The sequence below is a fragment of the Kribbella endophytica genome, assembly GCF_054781295.1.
Map to the genome: position 1 here is coordinate 1417710 of NZ_BAAGUR010000001.1, position 14655 is coordinate 1432364.

Annotated in this window: 13 protein-coding genes; 4 read left to right on the plus strand and 9 right to left on the minus strand. The window is 69.2% G+C overall.

The window, feature by feature from the left end:
- The first annotated feature begins 21 nt into the window (after positions 1-21).
- Together nadC and ACYVIO_RS06820 are read left to right on the plus strand one after the other, a co-directional pair.
- Entirely contained in the window at positions 22-876 is an 855-nt protein-coding gene (nadC, locus tag ACYVIO_RS06815; protein ID WP_460649790.1) for a carboxylating nicotinate-nucleotide diphosphorylase, read from the plus strand.
- Between the two features lie 25 nt (positions 877-901).
- Positions 902-1195: a DUF1330 domain-containing protein gene (locus ACYVIO_RS06820; RefSeq protein ID WP_460649791.1), complete on the plus strand. Its 294-nt coding sequence runs from the start codon at positions 902-904 to the stop codon at positions 1193-1195.
- Positions 1196-1278: 83 nt separating this feature from the next.
- Here the strand turns inward: ACYVIO_RS06820 and ACYVIO_RS06825 are convergent, their stop codons facing one another.
- From ACYVIO_RS06825 to ACYVIO_RS06860, 8 genes are all read right to left on the minus strand, one after another.
- Positions 1279-1881: a TetR family transcriptional regulator gene (locus ACYVIO_RS06825; RefSeq protein ID WP_460649792.1), complete on the minus strand. Its 603-nt coding sequence runs from the start codon at positions 1879-1881 to the stop codon at positions 1279-1281.
- Positions 1874-3439, minus strand: coding sequence for a 4-coumarate--CoA ligase family protein (locus ACYVIO_RS06830; RefSeq protein WP_460649793.1), 1566 nt, complete (start codon positions 3437-3439; stop codon positions 1874-1876). The genes ACYVIO_RS06825 and ACYVIO_RS06830 overlap by 8 nt, the downstream gene beginning before the upstream one ends.
- Positions 3440-3483: 44 nt before the next feature.
- Positions 3484-4641 (minus strand): acyl-CoA dehydrogenase family protein, encoded by a 1158-nt coding sequence (locus ACYVIO_RS06835; RefSeq protein ID WP_460649794.1) that lies wholly within the window; start codon positions 4639-4641, stop codon positions 3484-3486.
- Positions 4642-4717: 76 nt separating this feature from the next.
- Positions 4718-6664, minus strand: coding sequence for an acetyl/propionyl/methylcrotonyl-CoA carboxylase subunit alpha (locus ACYVIO_RS06840; RefSeq protein ID WP_460649795.1), 1947 nt, complete (start codon positions 6662-6664; stop codon positions 4718-4720).
- Positions 6664-8217 carry an acyl-CoA carboxylase subunit beta gene (locus tag ACYVIO_RS06845; RefSeq protein ID WP_460649796.1) on the minus strand — a complete coding sequence of 518 codons (1554 nt, stop codon included), beginning with the start codon at positions 8215-8217 and terminating at the stop codon, positions 6664-6666. Before ACYVIO_RS06845 ends, ACYVIO_RS06840 begins: the two co-directional genes overlap by 1 nt.
- The gene (locus ACYVIO_RS06850; protein WP_460649797.1) at positions 8214-9329 is read right to left on the minus strand and encodes an acyl-CoA dehydrogenase family protein; all 1116 of its coding nucleotides are present in this window, start codon (positions 9327-9329) and stop codon (positions 8214-8216) included. The genes ACYVIO_RS06845 and ACYVIO_RS06850 overlap by 4 nt, the downstream gene beginning before the upstream one ends.
- Positions 9326-11047: an acyclic terpene utilization AtuA family protein gene (locus tag ACYVIO_RS06855; protein ID WP_460649798.1), complete on the minus strand. Its 1722-nt coding sequence runs from the start codon at positions 11045-11047 to the stop codon at positions 9326-9328. Before ACYVIO_RS06855 ends, ACYVIO_RS06850 begins: the two co-directional genes overlap by 4 nt.
- Before the next feature lie 10 nt (positions 11048-11057).
- Positions 11058-11846 carry a TIGR03084 family metal-binding protein gene (locus ACYVIO_RS06860; protein WP_460649799.1) on the minus strand — a complete coding sequence of 263 codons (789 nt, stop codon included), beginning with the start codon at positions 11844-11846 and terminating at the stop codon, positions 11058-11060.
- A gap of 120 nt (positions 11847-11966) precedes the next feature.
- Between ACYVIO_RS06860 and ACYVIO_RS06865 the strand changes: the two genes are divergently transcribed.
- Positions 11967-12632, plus strand: coding sequence for a Type 1 glutamine amidotransferase-like domain-containing protein (locus tag ACYVIO_RS06865; RefSeq protein WP_460649800.1), 666 nt, complete (start codon positions 11967-11969; stop codon positions 12630-12632).
- On the opposite strand, the gene ACYVIO_RS06870 is transcribed toward ACYVIO_RS06865, so the two are convergent.
- A complete protein-coding gene (locus tag ACYVIO_RS06870) occupies positions 12629-13771 on the minus strand; it encodes an FAD-dependent oxidoreductase (RefSeq protein ID WP_460649801.1) in 1143 nt (380 codons plus the stop codon). The genes ACYVIO_RS06865 and ACYVIO_RS06870 overlap by 4 nt on opposite strands.
- A gap of 91 nt (positions 13772-13862) precedes the next feature.
- Here ACYVIO_RS06870 and ACYVIO_RS06875 point away from each other — a divergent pair, with 91 nt between their 5' ends.
- Positions 13863-14603, plus strand: a complete 741-nt coding sequence (locus tag ACYVIO_RS06875; RefSeq protein ID WP_460649802.1) for a GntR family transcriptional regulator — start codon at positions 13863-13865, stop codon at positions 14601-14603.
- Positions 14604-14655: the final 52 nt, after the last annotated feature.

Below are 14655 nucleotides of genomic sequence, written 5' to 3' on the forward strand. Positions count from 1 at the left end.
GGGACGCTCCTCATGCAACCAGTGACAGCAACGATCCTGGCCGCGGTCCGGGCCGCACTGGCCGAGGATCACGCGGCGGACGACGTGACCACGCGGTGGAGCGTCCCGGCGGCGCTGCACGTCGAGGCGACGATGATCGCCAAACAGCCGGGACGGGTCGCCGGGCTGTCCGTCGTACAGAGTGTGTACGCCGAGGTCGACAGCACCGTCGTTGTCCGGCCGGCCCTTGCCGACGGCGACGCGGTCGTTCCCGGACAGCCGCTGGCGTCGATCAGCGGCCCGGCACGCTCGATCATCACCGGCGAGCGGGTCGCCCTGAACTTCGCCCAGCGGATGTCGGGGATCGCCACCCTCACGTCGGCCTTCGTGGCCGCGATCGGTGGCCGCGACGTGCGGCTCCTCGACACCCGGAAGACCGCACCCGGCCTCCGGGCGCTGGACAAGTACGCCGTGACCTGCGGCGGCGGGACCAACCACCGACTCGACCTCGCCGCCATGGTGCTCCTCAAGGAGAACCATCTCGCCGCGGCCGGCGGAGTCCGGTCGGCCGTTCGACGAGTCCGCGACGGCATGGCGACGGAAGGCCAGGAGCTCGCCATCGAGGTCGAGGTCACCACCCTGGCCGAAGCCCGCGACGCGCTCGACTGCGAGGTCGAGTGGATCATGCTGGACAACATGTCCACCGAAGACGTCGCCCTGGTCGTGAAGGAACGCGACGCCTCGGGATCCACCTGCCGGCTCGAAGCCTCCGGCACCATCAGCCTGACCACTGTCGCCGACATCGCTGCCACCGGCATCGACGCTCTCTCGGTCGGCGCGATCACCCACTCACCCACCGCACTCGACATCAGCCTGCTGGTCACCCCAGCTCACTAGATCTCATCCCACCACTGGAGGTTCCATGCCCAAGGGCTACTGGGTCAGCGCCTACCGCACCATTTCGGACCCCGAGAAACTGGCTGCGTACGGCGAGTTGGCCGCGCCGGCCGTGCAGGCCTTCGGCGGGCGGACCATCGTTCGTGGCGGTCGGGTCGTCGCGCACGACGCCGGCATCGCCGAACGCACCGTACTGGTCGAGTTCGACAGCTTCGAGCAGGCCGTCGCGGCGCACGACAGCGCGGCGTACCAGGAGGCGCTGGCCGCCCTGTCCGACGGCGTCGAGCGCGACTTCCGCATCGTCGAAGGCCTCGACTGACCGAGCTCTCGTCGGACCTTCACCGAAGGACTCGGCGCACATCGCCGAGGTCGACCACGGTGAAGGTCCGAGGCCGTCAGGGCTCAGCTCGCCAGTGCCTGGTCCAGGATCTTCGACCACTGGCGGACGATCCCGCGGCGCCGTTTGCCGTCGTCGGTGAGCAGATCGGCCAATCCCAGCCCCCGCGCCATGTCGAGAACACCCTGGACCGTCTCCCGGACGCCCGGGGTCTTCTCGCTGACTTCGAGGACCTCCAGCAAGGCACGGTGGGCCTGCCGGCCGACGTGCGCCTCCAGACGAACGATCTGCCGACGTAGCGGCTCCTCCGTCGAGGCCGCGACCCACAGGTGCAGGGCCGCGCGGAACAGCGGGCCGGTATAGACGTCCGCGAGCATCGACACGATCGCCTCGGTGCGCCCGGCTCCGACGGGCAGGGCGGCGGCCTGGGAGCGGATTTCGGCGAGCCGGACCTCGGTCATGTACTCCACAGCGGCTTCGAAAAGATCAGCCCGCGTCGGGAAGTGATGCTGGGCCGCACCGCGGGACACCCCAGCCCGCGCCGCGACGACGGCCACCGTCGTCGCGGCGTAGCCGACCTGGGCCAGCGACTCCACCGAAGCCTCCAGCAGCTTCTGCCGAGTCGCTCGGCTGCGGTCCTGCTGCGGAGCCCGCAGCGGATCAGCCACCCGTGGCCTCCCGTGCCCTCAGCTCGCGCCGCAGGATCTTGCCCGAGGCCGCCTTCGGCACCGCCTCGATGAACTCCACCTGCCGCACCTTCTTGTACGGCGCGACGCGCTCGGCGACGTAGTCCATCACGTCCTGCTCGGTCAGCCCGCTGCCCGGCATCGGGACGACGAACGCCTTCGGCACCTCGTTGCCGTCAGCCTGGACGCCGATCACCGCCGCGTCCGCGATCCGGTCGTCGGTCAGCAGGATCGCCTCCAGCTCGGCCGGCGGCACCTGGTACCCGTGGTACTTGATCAGCTCCTTGACCCGGTCGACGACGTACAGGTAACCGCGCTCGTCAACCCGCCCGATGTCGCCGGTGTGCAGCCAGCCGTCCGGGTCGATCGTCGCGTCGGTCTCGGCCTGGCGCCCGAGGTACCCCTTCATCACCTGCGGCCCACGGATCCAGATCTCGCCGGTCTCCTCGTCGCCCACATCGTTGCCATCGGCACCGACCAGTCGCATCTCGGTGGACGGGAACAGTTTGCCCACGGCACCAGCCGGCGGATCGACGGCGTCCTGCGGTACGGCGTGCGTCCCGGGCGACAACTCGGTCATCCCGTACGCCTGCAGTACGGCGTGCAGCCCGAGCCGCTTCGCGCACGCCTCGGCCAGTTCACTGTCGAGCGGCGCCGCGGCGGACGTCACGTACCTCAGCGCGGACAGGTCGACCCCGTCCACGGCCGGGTGCTTGGCCAGCGCGAGCACGATCGGCGGCGCGACGAACGCCCGCGTGATCTTCTGCTTGTCCAGCGTGGTGAGGAACTGGTCCAGGTCGAACTTCGGCAGCACCACCACGGTCGCGCCGGCCCGCAGCGGCAGGTTCATCAGCACGCTCAGCCCGTAGATGTGGAAGAACGGGAGGATCGCGATGATCCGCTCGTCCTCGCCCATCGTGAAGGTCGCCTGCGCCTGGGCGATGTTGGTCGCGATGTTGCGGTGGGTCAGCATCACGCCCTTGGCGGCGCCCGTCGTACCGCTGGAGTACGGCAGGACGGCGACATCCTCGGCGGGGTCGAAGGAGATCACCGGCTCCGGTCCCGTCGAGTCGATCAGCTCCATCACCGACCGGTACCCCTCGGCTTGGTCGCAGACGAGGATCTCCCGGACGTCGGTGCCCTCGACGGCGGCCGTCGCGATCGGCAGGAACAGCGAGATCGTCACCAGCAGCTTGGCCTTCGAGTCGACCAGCTGCTTGTGCAGCTCGTCGGCGGTGTAGAGCGCGTTGACCGTGGTCACGGTCGCACCGGCGCGGGTGGCGCCGTAGAAGGCGACCGGGTAGATGATCGTGTTCGGGCTGTGCAGGGCGATCACGTCACCCTTGACGATGCCCAGCTCGGCGAACCCGGCCGCGACGCGGCTGCTCATCGCGTCGAGCTGCGCGTAGCTGATCTCCTTGCCGGTGACACCGTCCACCAGGGCCGGCCGGGCGCCGTACTCCTGCGCGCGACCGAGCACCGCGTCGTGGATCGGGACGTCGAGCACGTCCACCGGCGGGAACTCGCTGTTGATGATCACTGTGGCGGTCCTTTCCGAAGCTGAGTGGCACGACTGTGGCCGAATCAGTACGACTTGGGTAGACCCAGGCTGTGCTGCGCGACGAAGTTCAGGATCATCTCCCGGCTGACCGGCGCGATCCTGGTCGCGCGAGCCGCGGCGACCAGTGACGCGACGCCGTACTCGACCGTCATGCCGTTGCCGCCGAGTGACTGGACGGCCTGGTCGGTGGAGCGGACGCAGGCTTCACCGGCGGCGTACTTGGCCATGTTCGCGGCCTCGCCGGCGGCCAGGTCCTCGCCCGCGTCGTAGAGGGCAGCCGCCTTCTGCATCATCAGGCGGGCGAGCTCCAGCTCGATCTTGATCTGGGCCAACGGGTGCGAGATCCCTTGGTGGGCACCGATCGGGGTCTTCCAGACCTGCCGGTCCTTGACGTAGGCAACGGCCTTGCCGAGCGCGTGCCGGCCGATGCCGATCGCGAACGCCGAGGCCATGATCCGCTCGGGGTTGAGTCCCGCGAACAGCTGCAGCAGCGCCGCGTCCTCGGAACCGACCAGCGCTTCGGCAGGCAGCGTCACATCGTCCAAGAACAAGGAGAACTGCTTGTCCGGGCTGATCAGATCCATCTCGATCTGCCGGAACTCGACGCCCGGTGCGTCGACGGGGACGATGAACAGCGCGGGCTTGAGCCGGCCGGTCTTCGCGTCCTCGGTGCGCCCGACGACCAGCACGGCCTGCGCGACGTCGAGGCCGGAGATGTAGACCTTGCGGCCCGACAGGGACCAGCCGTCGCCCGTACGCCGGGCGGTGGTCGTGATGTTGTGCGAGTTCGACCCGGCGTCCGGCTCGGTGATCGCGAACGCCATCGTGACCGAGCCGTCCGCGAGCCCCGGCAGCCAACGCTGCTTCTGCCCGTCGGTGCCGAACCGGCTGATCACCGTGCCGCAGATCGCGGGGGAGACGACCATCATCAGCAGCGGGCACCCGGCCGCGCCGAGCTCCTCGAGCACGATCGACAGGTCGGCCATCCCGCCGCCGCCTCCGCCGTACTCCTCGGGCAGGTTCACGCCGAGATAACCGAGCTTGCCCGCCTCCTGCCACAGCTCGGTGGCCTGCCCGCCGGTGCGCGCCTTCTCGGTGAACCACGCGTAGCCGTACTTGTGCCCGAGCTCGCTCACCGCCGCCCGCAACGCCCGGCGCTCCTCGGTCTCGACGAAGCTCATCGACGTCCTCGCTTCGCTCCGGGCGCCGATGAGGCACGTATCACGCTGTACTTTCTGATGAACTCGCTGCGCTCGTTCATGCGTCCTCCCCACCTCGTACGACGGCCAGAACGGCCCCGACCTCGACCTGCTCACCCTTCGCGACGTTCAGCTCGACCACGACGCCGTCAGCCGGCGCGGAGATGGTGTGCTCCATCTTCATCGCCTCCAGCCAGAGCAGCGCCTGCCCTTGCTTCACCTCGTCGCCCACTTCCACCGCGACCCGAATCACGGACCCCGGCATCGGCGCCACCAGCGACCCCGCCGCCAGCTGATCCGCCGGATCCGCGAACCGCTCGACCGGCACCAACTGCACCGATCCGACACACACCAGCCCGGGGTAAGCCGCCACAGGGAAGCGACGCCGGACGCCGCCCACCTCCAGCACCACCAGGTCCGCCGAAGCCTCGATCAGCGTCACGTCCCCGTCGGTCACGAGCCCGTCCCGAGTGAGCCGGTACGACACCTCGTACGTCGAGTCGCCCACCGCGTACGACTTCCGCTGGGCCTGCGACGCCAGGTTCCGCCACCCACTCGGCAGCCGCCCCTGCACCTTCGCGCCCTCACGATTGCGAGCGGCATCAGCCAAAGCAGCGGCCAACGCCGACAGCTCCACTTCCTGCTTCTCCGCACCCACGCCGTACTTGTCGAAGAACCCGGTATCGGTGTCCCCGGCAACAAACGCGGGATGCCGCAGCACCCACACCAGCAGCTCCCGGTTGGTCACCACCCCATGGATCTCCGCCCGCTCCAACGCCCCGGCCAACCGCCGAGCCGCCACCTCCCGAGTAGGCGCCCAAACAATCACCTTGGCCAACATCGAGTCGTAGTACGGCGAAACCTCCGACCCGTCCTCGACCCCGGAGTCGACCCGCACCCAGGGAGCCTCACTCCGCGACCCACCAGCGGTGAACTCACTCCCAGCAACTGCAAACCTATGAAGTGTTCCTGTCTGTGGCTGCCAGTCCTGGACCGGATCCTCGGCGTACAACCGCACCTCGATCGCATGCCCCACCGGCTCCGGCGGCTCAGTCGGCAACGCCTCACCATCAGCGATCGACAACTGCAAGGCCACCAAGTCCAACCCAGTTACAGACTCCGTGACCGGGTGCTCGACCTGCAGCCGCGTGTTCATCTCCAGGAAGTAGAACTTCCCGCTCTCGTCCGCCAGGAACTCCACCGTCCCCGCCCCGACGTACCCGATCGCCTCCGCAGCCTTCCGCGCCGCCTCGAACAGCAAGGCGCGCATCCCAGGAACCCGTTCCACCAAAGGCGAAGGCGACTCCTCGACCACCTTCTGATGCCGCCGCTGGATCGAGCACTCCCGCTCCCCAACAGCCCAAACGGTCCCAAAAGAATCCGCGAGCACCTGTACTTCGATATGCCGCCCAGATGCCAGATACGGCTCGCAGAACACCGTCCCGTCCCCGAAGGCCGACAACGCCTCAGCCTCCGCGGACGCGATCTCCGAGCGCAGCTCCGCCAGGGACTCGACTACCCGCATACCCCGCCCGCCGCCACCTGCCGAGGCTTTCACCAGAACGGGCAGCTCCGCATCGGTGACATCACCAGCCGCGAGCTGCCGCAGGACCGGCACCCCCGCCGCGTCCATCAGCTTCTTCGCCTCGATCTTCGACCCCATCGCCGCGATCGCCGCGACCGGTGGCCCGATCCACGTCAGCCCCGCCTCGAGAACAGCCGCAGCAAACGCAGCGTTCTCCGACAGGAACCCGTACCCCGGATGCACCGCGTCAGCCCCCGCCGCCCGCGCGGCCGCGATCACCAACTCCGCCCGCAGATACGTGTCCGAGGCCGCATGACCCGGCAAATGAACCGCCGCATCCGCCTCCCCCACGTACGGCGCCGAAGCATCAGCGGTCGAGTGCACCGCCACAGTCCCCAACCCCAGCGAACGAGCGGTCCGAAAAACCCGCCGGGCGATCTCCCCACGATTCGCCACCAGTACCGAGCTGATCATCGTCATCACATCCTGAACACACCGAAGGAGGACGTGCCCTCCACCGGCGCCGAGTGGATCGCGGACAGGCACAGCCCGAGCACCGTCCGCGTGTCCCGCGGATCGATCACCCCGTCGTCGTACAGCCGCCCGGACAGGAACATCGGCAGCGACTCCGCCTCGATCTGCCCCTCGACGTACGCGCGCATCGCGGCGTCCCCGTCCTCGTCGTACGGCTGGCCCTTCGCTGCTGAAGCGGCGCGCGCGACGATCGACAGGACACCGGCGAGCTGCTGCGGTCCCATCACCGCCGACTTCGCCGACGGCCAGGCGAACAGGAATCGTGGATCGAAAGCCCGTCCACACATCCCGTAGTGCCCGGCGCCGTACGACGCCCCCATCAGCACCGAGATGTGCGGCACCGAAGAGTTGGAGACCGCGTTGATCATCTGCGCGCCGTGCTTGATGATCCCGCCCTGCTCGTACTCCTGCCCGACCATGTACCCGGTCGTGTTGTGCAGGAAGATCAGCGGCGTGGACGATCTGTTGGCGAGTTGGATGAACTGCGCCGCCTTCTGCGACTCCTCCGAGAACAGCACGCCGCGCGCGTTCGCCAGGATGCCCACCGGATATCCGTGCACCGACGCCCACCCGGTCGCGAGCGACGACCCGTACAGCGGCTTGAACTCGTCGAACACCGACCCGTCCACCACCCGCGCGATCACCTCCCGCGGATCGAACGGGATCTTCAGGTCGCCCGGCACGATCCCGAGGAGCTCGTCCGCGTCGTACAAGGGCTCCTCGTACGACGGCGCCGGCGCGGGGCCGAGCTTCTTCCAGTTCAGCCGCGACACGATCTGCCGTCCGAGCCGGATCGCGTCGGGCTCGTCCACCGCGAAGTAGTCCGCCAGCCCGGAGACCCGCGCGTGCATCGCCGCGCCGCCGAGCGACTCGTCGTCGGCGTCCTCACCGGTCGCCATCTTCACCAGCGGCGGCCCGGCCAGGAACACCTTGGCGCCGCCGTCGACCATCACCACGTAGTCGCTCATCCCCGGGATGTACGCGCCGCCCGCGGTCGAGTTGCCGAAGACCAGCGCGACCGTCGGGATCCCCTCGGCCGACAGCCGGGTCAGGTTGCGGAACATCGCGCCGCCCGGGATGAAGATCTCCTTCTGCGTCGGCAGGTCCGCGCCGCCGGACTCGACCAGACTGATCACCGGCAGCCGGTTCGCCCGCGCGATCTCGTCCGCCCGCAAAGCCTTACGCAGCGTCCACGGGTTGCTCGCGCCGCCCTTGACCGTCGGGTCGTTGGCGGTGATCAGGCACTCGACGCCTTCGACCACGCCGATCCCGGTCACCAGGCTCGCGCCGACCGTGAAGTCGGATCCCCAGCCGGCCAGCGGCGACAGCTCGAGGAACGCGGAGTCGGGATCGATCAGCAGCTCGATCCGTTCGCGCGCGAGCAGCTTGCCGCGCTTGTGGTGGCGCGCGACGTACTTCTCGCCACCGCCGGCCAACGCCTTGGCGTGCTCGACGTCGAGAGCGGCGAGCTTCTCCAGCATCGCCTCGCGGTTGCTCATGCGGTGAACCCCAGTCTCTTGGCGGCCAGGCCGGTCATGATCTCGGTGCTGCCCCCGCCGATGGCGAGGATCCGCTGGTCGCGGTACTGCCGCTCGACCTCGGACTCGCGCATGTAGCCGAGTCCGCCGTGCAGCTGGACGGCCTGGTCGCAGACCCATTGCCCGGCCTCGACGGCCGTGTTCTTGGCGAAGCAGACCTCGGCGATCACGTCCTCGCCTTCAGAAGCCCGTCGTACGACGTCATGCACGTAGACCCGCGCGACGTCGATCCGCCGGGCCATCTCGGTCAGCGTGAACTGCACCGTCTGCCGTGAGATCAGCGGCCGGTCGAACGTCTTCCGCGCCCGGCACCACTCGACGGTCAGGTCGAGCGCGCGCTGCGCTCCGGCGTACGCCTGGACGGCGAGCGTCAGCCGCTCGGCCACGAAGTTCTGCGCCAGCTGAACGAACCCGCTGCCCTCAAGACCCACCAGGTTCTCGACCGGAACCCGTACGTCGATGAACGACAGTTCCGCCGTGTCCGAGCACAGCCAGCCCATCTTCTCCAGCTTGCGCGACACCTCGAAGCTCCCGCGCTCGATCACCAGCAACGAGATCCCGTGCGCCCCCGGCCCGCCGGTCCGCACGGCCGTCGTGACGAAATCGGCCCGGGCTCCGCTGGTGATGTAGGTCTTCGCGCCGTTCACGACGTAGTGATCGCCGTCGCGCCGAGCCGTCGTCCGCAGCGACGCGACGTCGGACCCGCCGTCGGGCTCGGTGATCGCCAGCGACCCGATCAGCTCGCCCGCCAGCGCCGGCCGCACCCACCGATCGATCTGCTTCTGGTTGCCTGCAGCAACAATGTGCGGTACGGCGATCCCGCAGGTCAGCAGCGAAGCGACCAGCCCGCCGGACCCACCGCTGTAGTGCATCTCCTCCACCACGGCGATCGCGTCGCTCAGCGATCCGCCACCGCCACCGACCGCCTCCGGAAACGCGACGCCGAGCAGTCCGAGCTCCCCGGCCTTCTTGTGCAGCTCCCGCGGCAACTCGCCCGCGCGCTCCCAGGAATCCAGGTCAGGCAGCACTTCCGTCGCCATGAACCGTCGTACGGACTCCCGGAAGTCGTTCACAGCAAGACCTCCGGTACGTCGACGTACCGCGATCGCAGCCACTCGCCGACCGCCTTCGCCTGCGGATCGAACCGCGCCTGCGACGCCACACCCTCACCGAGCAGCCCTTCGACCACGAAGTTCAGCGCCCACAGGTTCGGCAGCACGTACCGAGTCACCTTCAGGTCCTCGGTCTCCGGCAGCAGCTCCTTGAACAGCCCGATCGTCAGCGTGTGCGCGAGCCAGCGCCAGGCCGTCTCGTTGCGCACCCAGACCCCGACGTTCGCGTCGCCGCCCTTGTCGCCGCTCCGCGCGCCGACCACCCGGCCGAGCGGCACCTCCCGCGTCAGCTGCCGCGCCGGCCTCCCGGCCGCAACGAGCTGCGGCAAAGGCATCGGCAGCCCAGCATCCTCCGCGGGCTCCAGCACCTGCGTCTCAACAGCCGGTGCGATCGTCCGCCGCGATCCGTCCGGCAGGACGACCACGTGCTCGACCTCACCGACGTCGACGAACCCCGCCGTGAACACGCCGTACGGCGAACCGTCCTCCGGCGGCCGTGTCACGTGGAAGCCCGGGTAGCTCGCCAGCGCCAGCTCGACCGCCGCACTGGAGAACGCGCGCCCGACCACCTTCGGATCCGGGTCCTTCACGACGCACTTGAGCAGCACACTCGCCAGCTCTTCGGTTCCGGCGTTCGGCTGCTCGGTCCACGTCAACGACCACTTCAACTCGGCCGGTTTGCGGGTCAGACCGCGCTCGAGCTGCCGCTGCACCAGCTCGGACTTCGCGTCCAGCTCCAGCCCGGTCAGGACGAAGTCGACCTCGTTCCTGAACCCGCCGAGGCTGTTCAGCGACACCTTGTACGTCGGGGGCGGCGGCTCGCCCTGAACACCGCTGATCCGGATCCGGTCGATGCCGTCGTCGCTCAGCTCGATCGTGTCGAGCCGCGTCGTCACGTCCGGCCCGGCGTACCGGGCACCGGTGATCTCGTAGAGCAGTTGGGCCTTGACCGTGTCGATCGTGACCGCGCCGCCGGTGCCGTCGTGCTTGGTGATCACGCTCGACCCGTCCGCGTGGATCTCCGCGATCGGGAACCCGGGCCGGTCGAGGTTGCGCAGCTCGTGGAAGAACGCGTAGTTCCCGCCGGTCGCCTGGCAGCCGCACTCGATCACGTGCCCGGCGACGACGGCGCCCGCGAGTTCGTCGTACTGGTCGGGCCGCCAGCCGTGGTGCGCGGCGGCGGGTCCGACGATCACCGAGGCGTCGGTGACCCGCCCGGTCACGACGACATCGGCGCCTTCACGCAGCGCCTCGGCAATCCCCCAGGCGCCCAGGTAGGCATTCGCCGTCAGAGTCGATCCCAGCCCCAACTCACCAGCCCGTGCCAGCAAGTCGTCCCCCTCGACGAACGCCACCCTGGCCTGGAGCCCCAGCTTGTCGACAAGTCCTTCGATCGCCTCGGCCAGCCCCGCGGGATTCAGGCCGCCCGCGTTGCTGACCACCTTCACGCCACGATCGAGCGCCTCGCCGAGCCCGGTCTCCAGCTGCTTGAGGAACGTCCGTGCGTAGCCGAGCGACGGATCCTTCAGCCGGTCCCGCCCGAGGATCAGCATCGTCAGCTCGGCCAGGTAGTCACCGGTCACGTAGTCGAGCGGCCCACCCGTCACCATCTCGTGGAACGCGCTGAACCGGTCGCCGTAGAACCCCGACGCGTTGCCGATCCGGACCGGTTCCGTCATCGCCACCCCTTCAGCCGAACTGTCCCGCGACGCGGCCCTTGCCGGGCAACCCGGCGAAGGCCTGGATGATCCCGAGCCACTCCTCGGCGTCATCGCCGACCGCCTCGACCGCGAGGTCGTCGCGGTGCCGGCGCTGGGTCGCGAGCAGGCAGAAATCGAGCGCCGGACCGGTCACCCGCTGGTCCGCGTTCGCGTCGCCGTACGTCCAGGTCGTGCCGTCGGGCGCGGTCAGTTCCACGTGGAACGGCTGAGCCGGCGGCTTCCGGTCGTGCAGCAGGTAGGAGAAGTCCCGAGTCCGTACGGCGAGGTGTGCGACGTGCCGCAACCGGCTCGACGGCTGCCGGCTCACGCCGAGCCCGTCGTGGATGTCCTGCCCGTGCGCCCAGGTCTCCATCAGTCGCGCGGTCGCCATCGAGGTCGCACTCATCGGCGGCCCGAACCAGGCGATCTTCTCGCCCGCCGGCACCTGCTTCAGCGCCTCGGCCAGCTCGGCCCGGGTCTCCCGCCAGTACGGCAGCAGCTGATCCGTCGGCAACGCGGCGCCCTCGGCCGCGCCTTTGTCCACATACCCCGCCGGATCCGAAGCAGCCCGCTGCAACGTCGCCTGGAACTCGTCCTGATCGGTCATCGCACTCAACGCGGCCTCGTCGGTCCAGGCCAGGTGCGCGATCTGATGCGCAACCGACCACCCCTCCGCCGGTGTCGGAGTCGTCCACGTGTCAGCGGCCAGCCCGGCCACCAACATGTCCAACTCGGCGTTCTCCGCCCAGAGATCAGCCAGTACCTCGTCCAGGTCCATGCGGCCGAGCGTCCCACCCCGGCCAAAAAGAATCAAGGGTGCTTGTTTTCTTCCCCGGCCTGTCCCTGCCGACGGTTAGGCTCGCCGGGCCGGACGACGACCGACCTGGAACGGGCTGCCATGAAACTTCTGCTCACGGACTCGGGCATCATCAACCAGAGCATCACCGACGCCCTGGTGGACCTGCTGGGCAAGCCGATCGCCGAGGCCAGTGCCCTCTACGTTCCGACCGCGATCTACGCCAAGCCCATCGGTACGGAGATGGCCTACCGGACGATCAGCGGGCAGGAGCCCAGGTCGCCGATGACCGAGCTGGGCTGGAAGTCCGTCGGCGTGCTGGAGCTCACCGCGCTGCCCAGCCTCGACCGGGAGCTGTGGGTCCCCAAGGTTCAGGAGGCCGACGTCCTGCTCGTCGGCGGCGGCGACCCTCTCTACCTCCACTACTGGATGCAGCAGTCCGGACTGGCCGACCTGCTCCCGTCGCTGAAGGCGGTCTACGTCGGGCTCAGCGCAGGCAGCATGGTGATGGCACCTCGCATCGGCGAGAGCTTCGTCGGCTGGACGCCGCCCGAGGGCGGCGACGACAGCACCCTCGGCCTCGTCGATTTCGCGATCTTCCCGCACCTGGACTACCCGGGCATGGACAACACGATGGCCGAAGCTGAGATCTGGGCCGCGGAGATGCCGATCCGGGCCTACGCGATCGACAACCAGACCGCGCTCAAGGTCGTCGACGGGACTGTGGAGGTCGTCTCCGAGGGGACCTGGCGGCTGTTCGAGGCCTAGGGGAGTTTCGGGGCCTGCCAGTCGGACCAGCGGGCGGTGAGCTCGCGCCACTTGGCGGGCGGTACGACGCGGGCTGCCAGGGCCATGCCGGCGTGGGCGAGGCGGCTGGTGCTGGAGCTACGGCGTACGGACGCACGGGCGGCCGCGGTCATCGGCTGGACTCGGGCTCGGCGTACGCGGTCGTACTCCGCCAGGCCGGCCTCGAGATCGTTGTCGGCCAGCGAAGCCGCGAGTACGACGGCGTCCTCGATCGCCTGGCAGGCGCCCTGGCCGAGATCCGGCGTCATCGCATGCGCGGCGTCGCCCAGCAGGACGACGCGGTCCTTCACGAACGAACCCAGCGGGTCGATGTCGACGAGGTCGTTGTGCAGCACCTGGTCCGGCGGGGTCGCGCGGATCAGCGTCGGGATCGGATCGTGCCAGCCCTGGACGCGCCGGAGCGCCTCGGCCTGCTCGTCGGCGTACTCGCGGTTCGCCTCGGGCGCGTTGGCGGTGATGAACCAGTAGACCCGCTCGTCCGGCAACGGCAGTACACCGGCCTGGATGCCGCGGCCGAGCGTGAGCGACTCCTCGACCGGCCAGACCGAGCCGCTCGGAGTCACGCCCCGCCAGGCGGTCCGGCCCTGGAAGACCGCGGAGCCTGACCAGAGCGTTCGCCGTACGACGCTGTTGACGCCGTCGGCCGCGACAACAAGGTCAGCCGTCAGTTCGTGCTCCTCGCCCGCGCACCGGCAGAGCACCTTCTCGCCGTCCACAGCGAGCACTTCGGCATCGGTGTGCAGGGCCGACTCGGGCAGCATGCTCCGCAGTACGGCGTGCAGCTCGGCCCGGTGGACCGCGAGCACGCCGACGTCCGCGGGATGGTTGCGCCGGATCCAGCGACCCCGTGGGGTCCGGAGGTTCCCGCGTGAGATCGTCCGTACGGCGCGCGCCTCGACCTTGCCGTCCAGCTCCAGCGCCGCCAGAGCGCTCATCGCGTTCGGCCAGAGCGTCAGCCCGGCACCGACCTCGGCGATGATCGGCGCGCGCTCGAGCACCGTCACCGACCACCCGATCCGCCGCAGGGCGACCGCGGCAGTCAGCCCGCCGATCCCCGCTCCGACAATGATTGCCGAGGAAGACTTCTGCCCGCTGTTCACGCGCGTCAGGCTACTTCTCCACAGGTCCCTCCTCCTTTGCAACCTGATGGAATTGCTACCGATTGATCCCCCCGGCTGATAGCCAGGACCAATGCCTAGTTCGCTGCCCGGGAAGGCCGCCGAGATCCGGGCGCTGCTGCTCACGCTGATCGACACGCTGCCGCAGGGTGCGGCGCTGCCGGCCGAGCGCGAACTGGCCGTGCGCTGGAACGTCGCCCGGATGACGCTGCGGCGCGCGGTCGACGAACTGGTGATCGAGGAACTGCTCGTCCGCCGCCACGGCAGCGGCACCTACACGACCCGCCCGAAGGTCGCGAAGTGGCTCGGCATGATCGGGTTCTCCGAGGACATTCGCCGCCGCGGGATGACACCGGGCAGCCGGACGCTGGAGTTCCGCCGCGAGAAGGCTTCGCGGACCGCCGCTCGCCGCCTGCGCATCCCGGTCGGCGATCCGGTGCTGACCTTCACCCGCCTCCGGCTCGCCGACGACCAGCCGATGGTGGTCGAGCACACCACGGTCCCCGGCAGCTACGTGCCCGGTCTGGAGGCCGAGGACCTGGACGGCTCCCTGTACGAGTTGCTCACTTCGCGGTACGGGATCGAACTGGTCAGCGGTACGTCGAAGCTCGAGCCGGTGCTGCCCGACCCGAAGACCGCCGGCTGGCTCGACATCCCGGCGACCCAGCCGTGCCTGGCGTCGTACGGGATCAGCTTCGACCGCCGCGAGCGCGTCTTCGAGTACACCTCGGCGGTGTACCGCGGCGACCGCTACGCCTTCACCGCCGAGCTCAGGATGACGCCGACCGTGCGCGCGACCGCGAAGGGTCTTTGAGTCGTCACGGAAAGTAGGCGATTGATCACAATAGTCACTACAGTCACAGAAC

Excerpts from the sequence above, each read along its gene's own strand:
- ACYVIO_RS06820 (WP_460649791.1), top strand. The coding sequence starts at position 902 with ATGCCCAAGGGCTACTGGGTCAGCGCCTACCGCACCATTTCGGACCCC.
- ACYVIO_RS06835 (WP_460649794.1), bottom strand. The coding sequence starts at position 4,641 with ATGAGCTTCGTCGAGACCGAGGAGCGCCGGGCGTTGCGGGCGGCGGTG.
- ACYVIO_RS06840 (WP_460649795.1), bottom strand. The coding sequence starts at position 6,664 with ATGACGATGATCAGCTCGGTACTGGTGGCGAATCGTGGGGAGATCGCC.
- ACYVIO_RS06845 (WP_460649796.1), bottom strand. The coding sequence starts at position 8,217 with ATGAGCAACCGCGAGGCGATGCTGGAGAAGCTCGCCGCTCTCGACGTC.
- ACYVIO_RS06855 (WP_460649798.1), bottom strand. The coding sequence starts at position 11,047 with ATGACGGAACCGGTCCGGATCGGCAACGCGTCGGGGTTCTACGGCGAC.
- ACYVIO_RS06860 (WP_460649799.1), bottom strand. The coding sequence starts at position 11,846 with ATGGACCTGGACGAGGTACTGGCTGATCTCTGGGCGGAGAACGCCGAG.
- ACYVIO_RS06865 (WP_460649800.1), top strand. The coding sequence starts at position 11,967 with ATGAAACTTCTGCTCACGGACTCGGGCATCATCAACCAGAGCATCACC.
- ACYVIO_RS06875 (WP_460649802.1), top strand. The coding sequence starts at position 13,863 with ATGCCTAGTTCGCTGCCCGGGAAGGCCGCCGAGATCCGGGCGCTGCTG.